The following is a 17,658-nucleotide window of genomic DNA, read 5'->3' on the forward strand; positions in this document are numbered from 1 at the left end:
TCAATGACTTTTGCCAAACCGCCTAAAGCTCAGTAAATTCAGCAAAGTTCAGGGTTTTGGGGGTTAGAGGCATGCTCTCCGGCAGGGGGTGGAAGCCTGAACTCCTTTCCTGCTGATCTGGGAACAGTCTAGCCAGGAGTGGCGTGCCCTCAAAGGGTATCCTTATCGCGTTAGCAGGACGAAGTCTCATTGGGGTGGGGCGAAGCGCGGCGAAAGTTTTTGTTAAGCATACACCTTAGTTCCGGACTGGGAAGATTTCAAGCGCTTTTGCACAGGTTTGGGGAGGCTCTCGTTCATTACCTTGGTTGGTTAAGCAAGTGCAGGGGTGGGATCCCTTTGTCCACCTACCTGTCCCTATGCCTATTGTGGGAGCAACTTGACGATGCGAGCGCGAACGGCCTTGCCGCTGCTGTGTCTTTCTTTGCTGTTAACTGCCTGCCGAGCTGGAAGGCCGCCCCAGGAGATGGAGGGGGACGGCCAACCCCCCACGCCAGTGGGAATAGGAGTGGTGGAAGAACGGATGATTGAGGAGGCGTCGGAATTTATCGCCAGCCTCGGATCCCAGCAGGTGGCCAGCATCCGGCCCCAGGTGAGCGGACAGGTGACTCGGGTGTTGGTGCAGTTGGGATCCCAGGTGGCTGCTGGGGCACCTCTGTTTGAGATCGACAGCCGTCAGCAACAGGCGGCGGTGGCCGGCCAAACGGCGGGGATTGCCGCGGCCCAAGCCAACCTGGAGAGCAGCCGTGCTCTGCTCGGCCAGTTGCGGGCGGATCGGATGCGCCTAGAGGCAGCGGCGGAGTTTGCCCGGGATCTGCACGAACGTAACCTGCGCCTATTGGCGGAGGGGGCCATCAGCCAGTTGCAGGTGGATCAGTCCAGCCGCGATCTGCGCCAGGCGGAGGCGGCTTTGGCAGCGCAACAGGAGCAGATCCGCGCCCAGGAGGCAGCGATTTTGCGGGCAGAGCGAGAGGTGCAGCGGGCCCAGGCAGAGGCGGAGCGGCAGCAGGTGCAATTGCAGTTTTTCCAGGTCACGGCTCCCTTTGCGGGCATTGTGGGGGATGTTTTGGTGAGGCAGGGAGACTACGTGACACCGCAAACGGTTTTGACTACCCTGACCCAAAACCAGGCACTGGAGATCAACCTCAATATCCCCCTGCAGCGGGCCCCGCAACTGCGCATCGGCACCCCAGTGCAGCTCCTGGACAGCCGCGGCGAGGTGATCGGCACCAGCCAGATCTCCTTTATTGCTCCCGAGGCGGAAGCCAGCACGCAGTCGGTTTTGGCCAAGGCCCTTCTGGAGAATCCAGCCGGGCAGTTGCGCTCGGCGCAGTTTGTGCGGGCTCGTGTCATCTGGGAGGAGCGACCGGCCTTGCTGATTCCGGTGACAGCGGTGGCCCGCTTGGGAGCGCAAACCTTTGTCTACACAGTGCAAACGACGGAGCCGCCAGCAGAGGGCATGCCCCCGGGGGCGGTGGCGGTGCAAAGGCCGGTACGGCTGGGATCCATCCACGGGAACAGCTATGAGGTGCTGGAGGGCCTAGAGGCCAATGAGCCAATTGTGCTCACTGGCCTGCAAAAAATCCGCGATGGCGCACCGATTATTGATGAGGTGATCCTTCAGCAGAGGGGGCAGCAACAAGGTGGAGAGGGGGGATCCCCGCCCTAGAAGAGGCTGTGCATTCTCAGCAATTCTTATTTGCCCCAGTTTTGGCCCAGTCATCCAAGCTTCAACTTGAAGGGCGACCAGCTCAACCGGTATCTCATCGCAGCGGATCCTTAGACTTATGTTCGTTGACTTTTTCATTCGCCGTCCTGTTTTCGCTACCGTCTGCTCCATCATCATTGTGCTGGTGGGGGCGGTGAGCATTCCCCTACTGCCGGTGGACTACTACCCTCAGGTGGCGCCGCCAGCCGTAACTGTGACAGCCGTTTACCCTGGGGCCAATGCCGAGACGGTGGAGACGACGGTGACCAACGTGCTGGAGCAGGAGATCAACGGCGTCGAGGGCATACGCTACCTCTCTTCGGTGAGCAGCAGCAACGGTACCAGCCAAATCACGGTCACCTTCAGCCCCGATCGGGATCTGGACATAGCGGCTGTGGATGTGCAGAACCGAGTTGCCCGAGTTCAGGCGCGGCTGCCGGCAGAGGTGATCCAAAATGGCGTCAGCGTCCAAAAAGCCGGCGACAGTGCTTTCGTGCAGGTGGTGGCGCTGCGTTCGCAGGCAGGGGAATATGATGAGCTGTTTTTGAGCAACTACGCAGAGCTGTTTGTGCGGGATGCTTTGCGGCGCATCCGGGGCGTGAGCGATGTCATCATCTTTGGAGAGCGCACCTACGCCATGCGCATTTGGCTGGATCCGACACGCTTGGCCGGCTACGGGCTAACGGCTCTGGATGTGGTGAACGCGGTGCGCCAGCAGAATATCCAGGTGCCTGCCGGCCAAATTGGCAGCCAGCCCAGCCCGCCGGATCAGGAGTTTCAGATCAGCGTCCAGGCAACGGGGCGGCTCTCACAGCCGGAGGAGTTCGCCCAGATTGTCCTCAGGGCCAACCCCGATGGCAGTTTGGTACGCATTGCCGATGTGGGTCGGGTGGAGCTGGGAGCGCAAAGCTATGATACGTTCTTCCGCATCGGGGGACAGGAGGCGGTGGGGATCGCCATTACCAAGCAGCCGGATGCGAATGCCTTGGAGGTCTCGCGGCAGGTGGAGCAGACGTTGGAGGAGCTCTCCCGCAACTTTCCGCCCGGCTTGATCTACGAGATCCCCTTCGATGCCACCCTGTTCATTACCGAGTCGGTGCAGGAGGTGATTTTCACTCTGTTGCAGGCGATTGGCCTGGTGGTGTTGGTGCTGTTTATCTTTTTGCAGGATTGGCGCATCACCCTCATTCCCACCATCACCATCCCGGTAGCGCTGCTGGGTACTTTTGCTTTTGTGCGCCTGTTTGGCTTTTCCATCAACACTCTGACCATGTTTGGCCTGACTCTGGCCACCGGTCTGGTGGTGGACGATACCATCGTGGTGGTGGAAAATATCTCCCGCTATATCCGTGATCGCGGCATGCGGCCTCTGCAGGGGGCCTCGGCGGGGATGAATGAGGTGTTGGGGGCGGTGATTGCCACTACGTTGGTGCTGTTGGGGTTATTCCTGCCGATTGCCTTTTTTCCCGGCACCAGCGGTCGCATCTATCAGCAGTTTGCCGTCACCATTGCGGTGGCGGTCTCTCTGTCCACGTTCAATGCCATTACTTTGGCCCCGGCGTTGTCGGCACTGCTGATTCGTCCGCGCTCAGGAGAGATGTTTTGGCTGTTGCGCTGGTTTGACCGGTTGGTGGAAGGGATCCGAGCGGTCTACCGCCGCCTGCTGGAGCTGGTGGTGAGGCTGCGGCTGCTGGTGGTGGCTGGATTTGTCGCCTGTTTGGGCCTCACCTACTGGCTGTTCCAGGTTGTGCCGACGGGGTTTGTGCCGGATGAGGATCAGGGCTTTTTCATCACCATTGTTCAGGGGCCGCCGGGGGTCTCCCTTCACTACACCGACGGGGTGATTCGGCAAGCCACAGCCGTTTTGGAGGGGATCCCGGAGATCGAGGATGTGGCGGTGGTGGGGGGCTTCAGCTTTACCGGGCCCTCGCCGGGGAATGGGCTGATCTTTGCCACCCTCAAACCTTGGGAAGAGCGACGGCGACCGGAGCAATCGGCCCAAGCGATTGTTGACAGGCTATTTGGGCCTTTTTTGGGTGGGATCAGCCGCTCGTTGGTGATCCCGATCTTGCCGCCGGCCATTCCGGATTTGGGGGTTACCGGTGGGTTTACCTTCCAACTTCAGGATCGGGGGGTCAACGATTTCAATCTGTTGGAGCAAACGGCCAACACCCTGTTTTTTGTGGGCAACTCGCCGCCCCAGCCGGGCCAACCTCCCTTGGGCCTGCGGGTTAACCCGCCCACTTTCAACGCCAATTCGCCGCAGCTAGAAGTACAGGTGGATCGGGATCTGGCCCAGTTGCTGGGGATCCCTCTGTCGGATGTCTTCGGCACGCTGCAAACGCTGTTGGGGGGCACCTACGTCAATGATTTCGACCTGTTCAACCGCAATTACCGGGTCTACGTGCAGGCAGATCAGATCTTCCGGGCCAACCCAGAGAGCATCGGCCAGTTCTACGTGCGCGGGGGCCAGGGGCAATTGGTTCCGCTGAGCACTTTGGTGCAGGTGGAGGAGACCACCGGCCCGGCCATCATTAACCACTTCAACCTTTTCCGTTCTGCCGAAATTCAAGGTAGCCCCCTGCCGGGCTTCAGCTCAGGGCAAGCGATTCGGGCAATGGAAACGCTGGCCGCCCAGTTGCTGCCCCAGGGGTTCGGCTTCGAGTGGTCGGGCCTTTCCCTGGAAGAAATCGAGTCGGGAGGACAGGCGCCGCTGATCTTTGCTTTGGGCCTGGTGTTCGTTTTCCTGGTGCTGGCGGCGCAATTTGAGAGCTATGTGGATCCCTTGATCATTTTGCTGGCGGTGCCGCTGGCGGTTTTTGGGGCTCTTTTGGCGCAACTGCTGCGGGGCTTGGCCAACGACATCTTCTGCCAAGTCGGGTTGGTGATGTTGATCGGGCTGGCCAGCAAAAACTCTATCTTGATTGTGGAGTTTGCCAACCAGTTGGTTGCCCAAGGGATCCCACTGCTCAAAGCTGCCACCCAAGCAGCCGAGACGCGCTTCCGCGCCATTCTGATGACCGCCCTGAGCACTATCCTGGGTATTTTCCCTCTGGCAGCGGCCACGGGCGCAGGGGCAGCCAGCCGTCAGTCGCTGGGCACGGCGGTGATCGGCGGTATGCTCGTTTCAACGGTGCTCAGCTTGCTGATTGTGCCGGTGCTCTACCTGGTGATCAAAGGGATCCAGGCGCAGATTTTGGGGGGATCCCCTTCGCCTGTGGATCTGGCGCATCTGCCCCCACCGGAGGATCCCAAGGATCTGCTGCCTGGTGGCGACAGCGTTGGGTAGCAAGAGGGATCTGCTTGCTTCTTCTCTTCTGGCGGAAAAGCGAGTGGGGGAAGGGGGCACCTTTCATCCACCGAGGGCCCTGTCTTCGAGCAGTTCGAGCTCGGCTCCGCCGGGCATTTTTTCCCAGAACTGAGCCAGGTGTTGCAGGCCCACAAAGCCCAACTGCCAGAGGATCAAGGCTAGAGGGCCGTGCTGCTGCCGTTGGATCTTCAGGGCCAGAGCCAGTTGTTTGGGCTTGAGGAGCTGTTGCTGCTCAGCAAACTGGCAGAACTGTCGATCCCATTGGCTAAGGGCTTGTAAATCCGGCAGGGTCGGTTCCATAGGTTTGGCCGGGCAGGAAAGGATTGAATGTCGAGGATCGGGATCCTCGTACTGATTCTGGGGATCTTCTTGCGGATCCCTTGCAACAGGTTTCTTCCAGGGTATGTGACCACCCAGGCCCTCCCAAGGCCGGTTAGGGCAGAGAGGACTGAGCTTTGTCGCAAAGCTGGCTTATAGATCCTGGCAGGACGGTCTATCCCCAGGGGTCGTCGTCGAAGGGACTATCTGACCAATAGCCACTCTGCTGGGATGGGGGGGGCTGTTGGGGGAGAGGAGGCGTGTAGGCAGGGGGTGGCGTTGGGATGGGGGTGGGTTTTTCCAGATCCTCAAGTCGAGGCAGGTCGGCGGGCTTGGGCTCGACACCAAGGCTTCTCAGCTTGGCTTGCGTTTCTTGCACTTGCGCATTGAGCTCTTCCAGGTAGGCGCGGTAGTGGTTGGCAGCTTCCAGGTACTGCTTGGCTTTCTTTTCGTTTTCCTGGACGACCGCCTCCAGTTCTTTGGTGCGAACGGTGTAATCGGCCTCTTGGTTGGTGAGGTTTTCGATAGCTTGATTGAGTACAGCCCGCCGGCGCTCCAGTTGGGCTACGATTTCCGACAACTGTCGTTCTCGCTCGCTGAGGCTGCGTTCGCGGTTTTGGGTTTGTTCCAGTTGAAAGCTAGCCTGGCTTAACTGCTCTCGCAAATACATCACCTGGGGCTCTGTCTCGTTGCGTTCCTGCTGCAACTCAAAGACCCGGGCTTCCAAGTTGTCTTTTTCCTGCTGCAACACTTCCCGCTCGTTCAAAAGACGGGTGTAGAGCTGGTTGAGAAAGTCCACCTCCATCACCACCTGGCTGAGCTGGGTGGCGTACTCCCCGACCAAAGCCAACTCCCGAGCAAGGTTTTGGGTTTCACTGGTGGCTTGCTCGGTAAAAAACTGGGGAAGTTGGGTGGTTTCTCTGAGGCGTTGGGTAAATTGTCTGAAGCGGAAAGAAAAGTTGCTCGCCATTGCCGGTGCGGTAGCCTCGAAGCTCAGGGGAATGCCGATGGTTCGATTTCACGATGTCTGGATTGCTTCCAATCTAACATCGAGCTACAGCTTTTGCAGAAGCTTGCCTCAGGTGGGATTGGGTGCAGTTTCAGGGATCGGCATGGCGACTTCTCCAGTAGGGATCCGGTTTCTCGGATTCGAGCTGGGGGTTTTCTGTCGCTCTGTTTTTATCCTTGTCTTTTTGGTCTTTCGAGGTGCCTTCTGAATCTTGGCCGGAGATGCGGCGCAACAGCCGTTGCAGGAGTGGGCTGCGGCGATCGCCGATGACGGAGAAGCGGCTTTCGATCTCTTCGACGGGGACGGGATCCATTTGAGCCAGCTCCGGCTCGCTGAGGAGGAGTACCCGTATCGTTGCAATGGGGATCTGCAAGAACAGGTTGGATCCCCAAAACCCGAAGGCGGCTATGGCCAGGCCGGCCAGGCGGGTGCCGTTGCCAGGGGTGAGCGGGGCAAAGAGGGGGGCAAAGTCGTAGAGGCGCTCACCGACTTCCAGCATCAGGATTGCCGCCAACAGCGTCAAAATCTTATGTTCGGGGCTGAGGAAGGCGGCCAAGATGCGGCGCTGGTCGGGGGTAAGTTCTTCCGGGGGGACAGAGGCCACCCACAGGCTGAAGATATCCAATGGCTTGCGCCACTGCAGGGCAAAGACCGGCCCAATGCCCACCACGGCCACCCAGGCCTGCTCTACCCCCACCGGCAGGAGGGGATCCCCTGTGGCCAGCCCGATCAGGGTCAGCCCCACCCACAAGGGGAAGAGGAGGATGCCGGCGGCATGGATCCAGAGGAAAGGTTCCTGCCAATGGCTGCGCATGGGGAAGTTCCAAGAGGGACAGGGAAGAGCAGGGCTAGGGGCGAGATTTGTCCACCACTTCCAATTCTGTGAGGCGGAAGGTGACCAATTTATCCCAGTTGCCGCCTTCAAAGAGGACAGCGGCATGGTCGTCGGTAACTCGCTGTACCTGTCCCTCAAAGCAGTAGTAGGTGTCGTTGGGGTTGATGACCCGGACGGCAACGCCGGGGTGGATCGGGGGAAGGGCTTCGAGGAGGGTTGGGGTTGGAGTCGTGTTCACGTTTCAGCTATCCTCTTTTTTTGCAGAAGCTCTGCCTTACTATTATGAGGGAAAGCCCCTCTCTTGCCGAGTCTCCCCTTGTTGACCTTCTCCCCACAGCGGTTCACCGAGGGTTGGGCAATGGGCTGAGGTGTGGCTTCCAGCCCGCTAACACGAAAGGGGCCTGCACTGCGACTTCGACGGTCAATCCAGCTCCAGCTCAAGGCCCCAGACAATGGCTACTGACATAAAGTCTTCCCAGTCCCAACTCTGGCATGTGTTGGTGATCGATGATGAGCAGGGACGGCGGGCTGTGGCCCTCAGCGCTGCCACCTATTCGATTGGCAGGGATCCCAGCAATGCGATTGTCATTCATTCGGCGGCAGTTTCTCGGCAACACGCGCTGCTGCTGCGGCTACCCCACAAAGATGGCCAATATACCTACCGGCTGTTGGACGGCAATATCGAGGGCAAGCGCAGCACCAACGGCATTTCGGTGAATGGGCAGAGATGTCTGAGCTGGGATCTCAAGGATGGGGATCAGATCCTGTTGGGGGATCGGGTGCGGATGCAGTACTGCATTCGTCGGTTGTCGGACGAAGATTTTCAGCAGTATCTCCAGTCTGTAAGCTTTCGCAGCGTGAAGGCGGAGGTGGTGGATCGACGCTCCACAACACTGCAGCGGTTTGATCCGCCCTCGATGCAGGCGATTTTGCCCCAAGAGGAGACGACGGAGAAGATTGAAGGCGTGAGGCCCCGACGTCGCCATCCGCTGCGGCTGCTGTTCCAGACCCTCTGGGGGCGTTTGAGGGGAAAGCTGAGATAATTTAGCCCTCAGGAATGCCCACCCGTTCTGAGTCTGGGAGCGCTGATGCAGTCTCGTCGGTGCTGTCTTTGCGGTCTTGCTCTGACGCTTCTGCCTGCAAGTCCAGGAGGGAGGGGGGGGAGTTGGCTTCCTCGATCAATACTCCCCGCAGCCAGAGGGGAGCGACAAAGGTGGTGGCAATCACCATGACGATGATGCTGACATCGAGGGCATCGGAGAGAACTCCACTGGCGGCTCCCACGCCGGCAAACACCAGGCCCACCTCACCCCGGGGAATCATGCCCACCCCGATGGCGTAGCGGTTGATGCCCGGCTTGCCAAAGGCCCCCAAGCCTGCTGCCAGCTTGCCCACAATGGCAACTCCGATCAAAAAGACGGCAATGATCAGTCCCTCTCGGTTGGCAGGGAGGGTGGGGTTGAGTACGGCAAGGTTGGTTTTGGCCCCGACGCAGACGAAGAAGATGGGCACCAATAGGTCGGAAATGGGCTTGATCTGTTCTTCCAGCTCTTGCCGTTTCTCGGTTTCGGCCAAGATCAGGCCAGCGGCAAAAGCGCCCAAAATCGCTTCTAGATGAATGATTTGCCCTACATAAGCCAGCAGAAAGGCCAGCACAAGGGCGGGCAGAAGGGGGTTACCTCGGGTCTTCAGGCTGTTGAGAAGGGCAACAAAGTAGGGGCTGAGAAGGCGCCCCAAAACAATGGAGCCGACCAAGAAGACGATGGCACTGAGGATGATGATGCCGATATCGGAAAGGTTGACTTCTCCGTTTTTGGCCAAGCCCGCCACCACGGCCAAGATGATGATGCCCAACACGTCATCCAAGACGGCGGCACCAATGATCACTTGCCCCTCTGGGGAGGTGAGTTTTTGCAGCTCGGCCAAGACGCGGGCGGTGATGCCGATGCTGGTTGCTGTGAGGGCAGCGCCGGCAAATATGGCGGGGATAACGGGCACATGAAACAGGTAGAGCAAGCCCAGGGTTCCGGCCAGGAAGGGCACAGCAACGCCGATGATGGCTACGGCTGCGGCTTGAGGGCCGACCCGCAACAGCTCGGCCAGATCCGACTCGAGGCCGATTTCAAACAAGAGGATGATCACCCCGATCTCGGAGAGGATGTCGACGATCTCGCTTTGGGAGGAAAACACCTGCACCAGGGATCCCTCGTCGAGTCCGGCAGTGGCTTGCAGAAATTGCATCAATGCTGAGGATTGGGCCAAGGCGTGCAGCTCTTGGCCGGAAACTTGTCCTTCCGGGAAGACCAACAACCCCAGCGCGGAGGCCCCTACCGCGACGCCCCCCAGCAGCTCTCCCAACACGGGGGGAAAACTCAGGCGGACGGCAATTTCTCCGGCGATACGGCTGGCCAGATAGATGACCACTAGAGCCATCAGCACCGCTACCAGGATCAGGGGCGAAAGATTGGCAGCTCCTTCAATGGGGGCAGCGGCTTCGACGGCAAGCAAAACGGGATCCCAGCAATTCAACAGCAAGATCTCAACCTCAGGTGGACTGCTTTTTGTCTTGGGTTGGCACAAGCAGAGCGGCTCTGTTCAGGCAATCGCTCTGCCAGAAGACTGTTACAAAGGCTAACCCTCATGGCGATCCGCTTGCAATGCCTGCATCGGCACTTTATGAGGACTCTGTCCCGCTGATGCCAACAGAATGGTTTCCGATGAAGTTGCTCTGGTTGGCAATGGCTATATTTTTATGGCGGTGCGGGTTCTCAGCTTGGGATCCCAGGTGCCGTGCACTCTGTCTCGATCTACCGCGAGGATTAACGGTGATATCTCCTCTACGCACGCTGAGTGAACGCTGGCTACCCATCCTCCTGACAGGGATCCTACTGCTGCTGGTTTGGGATCCCTTGGCGATTTGGGCGAACAGCCCGGCGGCGCAACGCCTCTTGGAGCAGGGCACTGCAGACTGCAGCACGGTCAGGGAGTGTGCTCGACTATTGCGCAACCCGATCCTGCCTTCTTTGGGTCAATTGGCGGAGGGCTTGAGAAATATGGCGTTCCCCCTCACTTCCACGAGCGCAGTTGGGTATAACGCTCTGGTCACGGCAGCAGAAACGCTGGTGGGGTTGGGGCTGGCTTTGCTGGTGGGGTGGGCAACGGCGGTGGCGTTGGTGTTTTCGCGAGCTTTTGAGCGGATGATGCTTCCCTGGATTGTTGCTTCCCAGAATGTGCCAATTGTGGCTTTGGCGCCGGTGCTGGCGGTGGTGCTGGGGCAATATGGGGTGCGGGGTCTGTTGCCGAAAGCAATCGTGGCGGCCTACATTGCTTTTTTCCCGCTGTCGATCGGCATTGCCAAGGGGTTGAGCAGTGTACCGCCTCTGCAATTGGATTTGATGCGCACTTACCATGCCCACCCGCTGCAGGTATTTCGCTGGGTGCGGATCCCGGCGGCTATGCCGATGGTGTTTACCAGCCTGAAGGTTGCGGTGGCGATGGCTCTGGTGGGGGCTATTGTGGCAGAGATTTCGATTGTTAGCTTTGCAGGGCTGGGGCCGATGTTGTTAAGCCGTTCCTATTACGGCGACATGGTGGGGTTGTGGGTGATCATGCTGGTGGCGGCAGCTTTGGGGATCCTCTTGGTGCAGGGGATTGGCCTGCTGGAGAACATCTGGACGCGGTGGCGGCGACCCACTCCGTAACCCACTCAACACTGGGGATCGACGGGGCTTTGGATCTGATTTCGCGATTGGGGTTTCGTGGGCTGCTCTGGTTCCATCGGTGGATAGTCCAGATAATTGACACTTATCTGGACTATCATCTTCACAGCCGCTCCCCTGAGCAGGACGAAGCGTTTATTGCGCCCTCTCCTGGAAGACCCCTCGGAGCCGGCAATCCAGGACAAGCTGCTCCTTAGGAGGAAGCCTCGCCTTGGCCCGGTGCAGGATTGGATCCATCCGGATCGGACGGTGGCCCAGACAGATCCAGAGGATTAAACCGGTTCATGGCCGTCATCAGTCCCTCTTGCCAGCAGCACTCCACGGCCTCTACCGCCACATCCAACACCCGCTCCAGCACCTCTTGTTCTGCAGGGGCGAATCCACCCAACACATGCCCGACCACATCTTGGCTGCCCTTGGGTTTGCCCACCCCCAAACGCAGCCGTGGAAACGCCTCGCTCCCCAAGTGCTGAATGATGGACTTCATGCCGTTGTGCCCACCGGCAGAACCGGATCCCCGCAGGCGCAGACGACCCAGCGGCAGATCCATATCGTCGTACACCACCAGCACAGAGGCGAGATCTAACTTGTACCAATCCAGCACCGCCCGCACCGATTGGCCGGAACGGTTCATGTAGGTTTCCGGCTTGAGCAAGCGTCGCTTTCCTCCCAGGGCAAACCCTTCTCCGTAGCTACCTTGGAATCGCTTCTCCAAAACCAACGGGATCCCCCAGCGCTGCGCCAGCCGATCCACCACCATAAAGCCGCAATTGTGGCGGGTATTGGCGTATTGAGGGCCGGGATTGCCCAGGCCCACAACGAGCTGCAGGGAAATCTCATCGGTTCCCTTGGGCTTGACCTGGGTCACAACGTTTCTCGCCTCCTCGAGCTAAAGTAAGGCATCGCTGCTTTGAGTGGTGTTGGCGTGTTTTCGGGCTGCTGGTCGCCCCGGAGGTTCGGATACCCAGCCGGCGGCAGGAGAACTCTTGGGGGCGAATGACTCCGCCATTGTTTATTGTGAACGCTTAATGTGAACGCTTCTGACCAACCCTGCTATGAGCCTGCCCACCCCCTTCGGTCTTCACCCCAGCACAACCGAATTCGATGCCTCGGATGCCCTGCGCCTCAGCCAGCGTCTGATTCAAGTGGGGATCGCCCTCTCCTCAGAAACAGATCTGGGGCGGCTGCTGGAGTTGATCGTTGCTCAAGCCCGAGAACTGACCCACTGTGATGGGGCCAGCCTCTTTGTCCGAGAGGGAGAAGAATTGCGGTTTTTCGTGGTCAACCGCCATGAGGAGCTGCGGGATCTGCGCTTGCCCCTCAGCCCTTCCAGCATTGTGGGCTACGTGGTGCTCACCGGGGAAAGCTTGAATTTGCCGGATGTCTACCGCCTGCCCGCCGACCGGCCCTATGCCTTTAACCCACAGGTGGATCGGCAAACCGGCTATCGCACCCGCTCCTTGCTCACCGTGCCGATGCGGGATCCCTCAGGCAAGATCCTTGGCGCCCTGCAACTGTTGAACCGCCTAAAGCCGGATCACCCCACCCCCCTAGCTCCTGACCAGGTGGCTGAGTGGAGCCAACCTTTTTCTGAGCTGGAAGTCAGCGTGGCAGAAGCCCTAGCCTCCCAGGCGGCGGTTGCCTATCAAAACGTCCAATTGCGGGAAGAGCTCAAATCTGCCCACTTCGAGACCATCTTCTGTCTGTCTCTGGCCGCAGAATACCGGGATCAAGATACCTCCTTTCACCTGAAGCGGATGAGCAACTACTCCCGCATCATCGCCAAGCACTTGGGCCTATCCAGCCATGAGCAAGAGCTGATCTTCTACGCCAGTCCCATGCACGATGTGGGCAAAATCGGGATCCCGGATGCCATCTTGCAAAAGCCGGGGCGTCTGACCCCAGAAGAGCGGCAGATCATGAACCGCCACCCTGAGATTGGCTACGAAATTCTCAGCAAGTCCGACTCCGAGCTGATGCAAAAGAGCGCCATCATCGCCCTTACCCACCACGAGAAGTTCGACGGCAGTGGGTATCCGCGCGGCCTCAAAGGAGAAGGGATCCCTCTAGAAGGGCGGATTGTGGCCTTAGCCGATGTATTCGATGCCTTGGCCAGCCGTCGCCCCTACAAAGAAGCCTGGGCTTTGAATGAGGTCTTTCAGTTTGTAGAAGACAACAGCGGCAGCCATTTCGATCCGCAAGTGGTGGCCGCCTTTAACCGAGGACGCAGCGAAATTCTGGAAATCTACCACCGCTATCCAGAAACCCGCTAAATCCAGCTCCAGATCAATCAGGGATCCAAGATACCAACCCAGAACATTCAGCTCCAAAGGGATCCATCCCCGCAAACTGCAAAGAAGGGATCCCAGGCCATCCTTTCCGTACAATCCCGCAGAATCTTATGGGCAAAAGGTGGGATCCCAGGGCAAACTGAAGGTGGTCGATTTTCTGCACAAATTACCCCATTGAAGGCCGATCTAGAGCCGACTTTTTGTGTTCCTCTACACATCAGTCTCCAACCCATCTGTACCCAACCTGTGCCGAGGATCCCTGTGATGGCTACCCTGACGAACCCGCCCACTCCCACCCTATCGATCAACACCAAGCTGCGTGACTTGGCCTTGGTGGAGTTTCAGGTGAACGAGTCCACCCCTTGCGAGAATGTGGTGCGCCGCCTAGAAGATGACAGCAGCCTTTCAGGAGTCATCGTGCTGGACGAGCGGTCACAGGTGCGGGGAATGTTGACCCGCCGCGCCATTCTGGAGTGGATGCTTAGCAAGCCCTACGGCCTGGATGTGTTTTTGAAGCGGCCCATCAGCTCCATGGTAGAGTTCCATAGCCGGGATTTTCTCTTGCTCCCCGGCGACTGCGATGTCATCCAAGCAGCCGACCGAGCTTTCCAACGGCCCGAAGAGACCATCTATGACCCCGTGGTGGTTCAACTGGGATCCCAGGACTACCGCCTTCTGGATGTGCCGGTGCTATTGGTGGCCCAGGCCCAGGTGCATCTGGCCACCCAGCGCAAGCTACAGGAGCAGCAGGAAGAGATGAAAAGGATCTTGGCAGAGCTGGAGCAGGAAAAAAACCGCAGCCTCCAGTATGCCCGGGATCTGGAGCGACAAAAAGCCGAGATCCTCAACCAAAACCTGGCCTTAGACATGGAACGTCGCCGGGCCCAACAGCGCTCCGAGGAGTTGGCTCGCCTTAACGCCCGCATCATTGAAATCAGTTCTGTGCTCTCTGAGAGAGGCAAATCCACCTTTGCCGCTACCTTTGAAGGCGTGGAAGCCGTACGCGGCCTAGTTCAGGAAATTGCCGACAACAGCCAGGAGTTGTCGCGGGAGCTCAAGGAGATCAACACCATCGTGGATTTGATCGTAGAGGTGGCAGGATACATTCGCCTGCTCTCTTTCAATGCGGCTGTAGAGGCCAACCGCAGCGGTGGTGCCGGTGGCTTTGGAGCCATTGCCCAGGAGATCCGCAAATTGGCCGGGCGAACCACTGAGGCCAGCAACCGTATTCGCAGCTTGGCAGAGCGTATCCAGCGCCAGAGCCAATCCACACTGCAATCGGCCCAAAGCAGTGCTGAGGTGGTGCAATCCCTTTACCAGCAGGCCCAGTCAGCCCAGTTGGCCCTGGAAGAGCTGCAAACCCTGTTGGAACGAGCCCAGATCTAGCCGAACTTTTGAGATTCTTTTGGATCTTGAGATCCTATGGTTGCCATGGTGACTAGGGGGCAGCTTTCCCCTCTCGAATCTCATAAGTGTAGAATTGCCCAGCCACGGCGAGGGTTTCAAAGTGGTAGGTGGGCAAGGAAATCCCCAGCGGGCCAAAGTTGAGCAACGACAAATCGGTGGTATAGAGGCTGAAGAGGATAAAATTCTGCCGGCGGGTTTGGCGCATGAACAAAGCTTCCAGTTCGGGCTGAAGCTCTCGGACGAGAGTATGACATTCCTCAATCAAAGTGGCCAGGAAAGCCGGGATCTGAGCACAGTATTCCCGCGTAGCGTAGGCAGCCAGTTGTTCCCCTGCATAGGTTCCGTACTCTTCTAAGGTGGGATTGGTGATGGCCAAAGCAGCCACCCCTCCGGCCAAAACCAGCCCGGAAAGCAAGGAAAAGACCTTTAGCATCGCAGCCTCCGAAACCAGATTTTCCATTCTGCTACAGGCTTGAGCCACCTCAACAGGGATCTTCCGGCAGAAGCCAAAGGGTTCTGTCCCGCTGACGCAATCGACCAAAGCCGACCCGTCGATCCCGTAGCCCTTTCGCCAGCCGCCTGCGCGGGATCAACAGCCAAACGCTCTACCCCGAAAGGACTCCTAGGAACCCGGTTCACCGGCGCTGCACGGCAACAGTGTTCCGGCAAGCCCGCAGAAGGGCTATATCCCTTGATTGAGTTGCTGGCCCACAGGATAGGATGGGATCCGATGTGCAGATGGTTTGATGTTCTCTATGGAACTTGCCGATCTAAGACGCACCCTAGAATCGCTCACCTTGCGCCTGAGCAACGCTCAGGACTATCTTTGACCTGCCCCACTTGGAGCAACAGATCGCCATCCTAGAGCAGGAAGCCTCCCAGCCCCAGTTTTGGAATGATGTAGAGGCAGCCCGCCGCCACATGCAGCAGCTCAACAGCCTCAAAGCCTCCTGGGATCAGGTGCATCGCTGGAAGGATCGCCTAGAAGATGCCGTCAGCGCCCTTGAGCTGCTCCAAGAAGAGCCCGATCCGGAACTCTTAGCTGAGACAGCGGGATCCCTGGCAGTGGTGGAGCGGGAGTTGGGCCAGTGGGAGCTACAGCAACTGCTCTCCGGCCCCTACGACAAAAACGGTGCCATCCTCACCATCACCGCCGGCGCAGGGGGAACCGACGCCCAGGACTGGGCGGAAATGCTCCTGAAAATGTACACCCGCTGGGCCGAAAACCAGGGCTACAAGGTCAGCCTCTCGGAATACTCCGAAGGTGCCGAAGCCGGTATCAAGTCCGCCACCCTGCTGATCGAAGGCCCCTACGCCTATGGTTATCTCTCTGCCGAGAAGGGTAACCACCGGATGGAGCGCATCAGCCCCTTCAACGCCAACGGCAAACGGCAAACCAGCTTCGCCGGCGTAGAGGTGATGCCGATCCTGGAAGAGGAAAGCGAGTATGAGCTGAAGATGGAAGATCTGGAGTTCGAGACCTCCCGCTCGGGTGGAGCAGGTGGCCAAAACGTGAACAAAGTGGAAACAGCAGTGCGGGTGATCCACAAGCCCACCGGCATTGCTGTGCGCTGTACCGAAGAGCGCTCCCAACTGCAAAACAAAGAGCGGGCCATCCAGATCTTGAAGGCCAAGCTGATCGAGATGGAAGAAGAAAAACGCAGACAAAAGCTGGCCGAGATTCGCGGCGAGATGGTGACTCAGGGCTTTGGGGGGCGTATTCGCACCTACACCTTCGATCCTTACAAGTTGATCAAGGATCACCGCACCAACGCCGAAACCTACAATGTCGAGGCCTTTATGAACGGTGAGCCGAGCGAGCTGATGCACTTTATTCAAGCCTACTTGCGGCAGGAAAATGCCAAGCAAGCCGCTGCCGTTTAGAGTCGGCTCCAGCGCTCCCACACTGCCTGCATCAGAGCAAGCCGCTCCTCCGGTGAGGCCATTTGGAGCTGAACGGGATCCCCTTCTGGAAAGACCCCCCCTACCCCCCACCCCACAGCTCTGGGGCAAGCCGTCTTCTCCTGCAGGGATCCCGCCCAGGCCAGTCCATGCCAAGCGCCGATGGCAGTCTCCAGCGCAGAAGAAAAAACCAGATCCAGGCCGGGATGTCGGCTGAGATACTCCCGCAGCGCGATGCAGGAGCCCACCAAAGATGGCTTCACCACCAGGATCCCTGTCCATCCTGAGCGATGGACGGCTTGCAACTGTTCCAAACAGGCCACCGATTCATCCAAAGCAATGGGGGTCTGGTACTGGCGGCTGAGCTCCACCAGATGGGAGTGCTGATTCGGCGGCAGAGGCTGCTCCAAAAACTCGATCTTGCCCGGCGAGTCCTGGTTAAGCCGATCACAAACGGCCAGCCACCGGTGGGCCTCCGCAAGCCCTAGTCCCCCATTGGCATCCAAACGCAGACGGGATCCCGGCGGCAACCGCTCCAGCCATTGCTCCAGCTTCTTCAACTCCTGCTGCATGGGATCCCTCCCTACCTTGAGCTTGTACACCGCTCGCGTCAGCGGGACGGAGTCCTTGTAGGCTCCCGACGGGATGGTCTCCCCCAAAAGTTCACAGAAAGAGAGCAAAGAGAGATCCCTATTCAACCCATCGGGATCCCGACAGGCCAGCCAAGCGCATTCAAACCCAAACCGGCAGGTTGGCAGTGCTTCTGGGATCCCCAAAATATGCGCCTCCGACAAAAGAGGGGGCAACTGCCGACAAAACTCCAGAGCCTGCTCCAGGGTTTCGCTGCCAAACCAAGGGATGGGAGCAATTTCCCCATATCCTTGACAGCCTGTCTCCCGATCCGTAAGCCGGATCAGGATCCCTTCCCGGATAGACCACAGGCCGTGGTGGGTGCGCAGGGGCTGCCGAAAGGGACGCCGATAGGAGCAAAACGCAAAGGAAAACCGCTCTTCCAGCCGCCTGAGCGGTGCAGACTCCTCTTTCTGGGTATCCCCTGCGGGTGATCTACTGTGCCTACCAACCACAAAAAACCAAGCAGGATAGATAGATAAAGAAGGGAAAAACTCCGGCTTTCTCAGAGGTCTGCTCTTCAGATCAAAAA

15 protein-coding genes are annotated in these 17,658 nt (G+C 58.6%); 7 read left to right on the forward strand and 8 right to left on the reverse strand.

Annotation, left to right across the window (positions count from 1 at the left end):
• The first annotated feature begins 382 nt into the window (after positions 1-382).
• Together NW849_RS01410 and NW849_RS01415 are read left to right on the forward strand one after the other, a co-directional pair.
• Positions 383-1,666 (forward strand): efflux RND transporter periplasmic adaptor subunit, encoded by a 1,284-nt coding sequence (locus NW849_RS01410; protein WP_414355600.1) that lies wholly within the window; start codon positions 383-385, stop codon positions 1,664-1,666.
• A 118-nt stretch (positions 1,667-1,784) separates the two neighbouring features.
• Positions 1,785-4,994, forward strand: a complete 3,210-nt coding sequence (locus tag NW849_RS01415; protein WP_414355601.1) for an efflux RND transporter permease subunit — start codon at positions 1,785-1,787, stop codon at positions 4,992-4,994.
• Between the two features lie 63 nt (positions 4,995-5,057).
• On the opposite strand, the gene NW849_RS01420 is transcribed toward NW849_RS01415, so the two are convergent.
• The 4 genes from NW849_RS01420 to NW849_RS01435 all read right to left on the reverse strand — a co-directional run bounded on the left by NW849_RS01420 (position 5,058) and on the right by NW849_RS01435 (position 7,415).
• A complete protein-coding gene (locus NW849_RS01420) occupies positions 5,058-5,315 on the reverse strand; it encodes a DUF2949 domain-containing protein (RefSeq protein ID WP_414355602.1) in 258 nt (85 codons plus the stop codon).
• A gap of 193 nt (positions 5,316-5,508) precedes the next feature.
• Complete coding sequence (locus NW849_RS01425) at positions 5,509-6,303, reverse strand: hypothetical protein (RefSeq protein WP_414355603.1); 795 nt, start codon at positions 6,301-6,303, stop codon at positions 5,509-5,511.
• 130 nt (positions 6,304-6,433) lie between these two features.
• Positions 6,434-7,156 carry a low-complexity tail membrane protein gene (locus NW849_RS01430; RefSeq protein WP_414355604.1) on the reverse strand — a complete coding sequence of 241 codons (723 nt, stop codon included), beginning with the start codon at positions 7,154-7,156 and terminating at the stop codon, positions 6,434-6,436.
• Positions 7,157-7,190: 34 nt separating this feature from the next.
• Positions 7,191-7,415, reverse strand: a complete 225-nt coding sequence (locus NW849_RS01435) for an NAD(P)H dehydrogenase subunit NdhS (protein ID WP_414355605.1) — start codon at positions 7,413-7,415, stop codon at positions 7,191-7,193.
• A 214-nt stretch (positions 7,416-7,629) separates the two neighbouring features.
• Between NW849_RS01435 and NW849_RS01440 the strand changes: the two genes are divergently transcribed.
• Positions 7,630-8,220 carry an FHA domain-containing protein gene (locus NW849_RS01440; RefSeq protein WP_414355606.1) on the forward strand — a complete coding sequence of 197 codons (591 nt, stop codon included), beginning with the start codon at positions 7,630-7,632 and terminating at the stop codon, positions 8,218-8,220.
• Position 8,221: 1 nt separating this feature from the next.
• Here the strand turns inward: NW849_RS01440 and NW849_RS01445 are convergent, their stop codons facing one another.
• Positions 8,222-9,706: a cation:proton antiporter gene (locus NW849_RS01445; RefSeq protein ID WP_414355639.1), complete on the reverse strand. Its 1,485-nt coding sequence runs from the start codon at positions 9,704-9,706 to the stop codon at positions 8,222-8,224.
• 296 nt (positions 9,707-10,002) lie between these two features.
• Between NW849_RS01445 and NW849_RS01450 the strand changes: the two genes are divergently transcribed.
• Positions 10,003-10,878: an ABC transporter permease gene (locus NW849_RS01450; protein ID WP_414355607.1), complete on the forward strand. Its 876-nt coding sequence runs from the start codon at positions 10,003-10,005 to the stop codon at positions 10,876-10,878.
• 211 nt (positions 10,879-11,089) lie between these two features.
• Here NW849_RS01450 and pth read toward each other — a convergent pair whose 3' ends face one another.
• Positions 11,090-11,764, reverse strand: a complete 675-nt coding sequence (gene pth, locus NW849_RS01455) for an aminoacyl-tRNA hydrolase (RefSeq protein WP_414355608.1) — start codon at positions 11,762-11,764, stop codon at positions 11,090-11,092.
• Between the two features lie 187 nt (positions 11,765-11,951).
• Between pth and NW849_RS01460 the strand changes: the two genes are divergently transcribed.
• Both NW849_RS01460 and NW849_RS01465 read left to right on the forward strand, forming a co-directional pair.
• Positions 11,952-13,169 (forward strand): HD domain-containing phosphohydrolase, encoded by a 1,218-nt coding sequence (locus NW849_RS01460; RefSeq protein ID WP_414355609.1) that lies wholly within the window; start codon positions 11,952-11,954, stop codon positions 13,167-13,169.
• Between the two features lie 282 nt (positions 13,170-13,451).
• Entirely contained in the window at positions 13,452-14,573 is a 1,122-nt protein-coding gene (locus NW849_RS01465; RefSeq protein WP_414355610.1) for a methyl-accepting chemotaxis protein, read from the forward strand.
• A 52-nt stretch (positions 14,574-14,625) separates the two neighbouring features.
• Here NW849_RS01465 and NW849_RS01470 read toward each other — a convergent pair whose 3' ends face one another.
• Complete coding sequence (locus NW849_RS01470; RefSeq protein ID WP_414355611.1) at positions 14,626-15,027, reverse strand: DUF4359 domain-containing protein; 402 nt, start codon at positions 15,025-15,027, stop codon at positions 14,626-14,628.
• Positions 15,028-15,349: 322 nt separating this feature from the next.
• Here NW849_RS01470 and prfB point away from each other — a divergent pair.
• A protein-coding gene (gene prfB, locus NW849_RS01475; RefSeq protein ID WP_414355612.1) for a peptide chain release factor 2 occupies positions 15,350-16,478 on the forward strand; the annotation gives its coding sequence in 2 pieces (ribosomal slippage) (positions 15,350-15,421 and positions 15,423-16,478; 1,128 coding nt in all).
• On the opposite strand, the gene NW849_RS01480 is transcribed toward prfB, so the two are convergent.
• A complete protein-coding gene (locus NW849_RS01480) occupies positions 16,475-17,581 on the reverse strand; it encodes an o-succinylbenzoate synthase (RefSeq protein ID WP_414355613.1) in 1,107 nt (368 codons plus the stop codon). The two genes, prfB and NW849_RS01480, sit on opposite strands and share 4 nt — an antisense overlap.
• Positions 17,582-17,658: the final 77 nt, after the last annotated feature.

Source organism: Synechococcus sp. R55.3, from assembly GCF_047461975.1.
Lineage (GTDB): Bacteria > Cyanobacteriota > Cyanobacteriia > Thermostichales > Thermostichaceae > Thermostichus.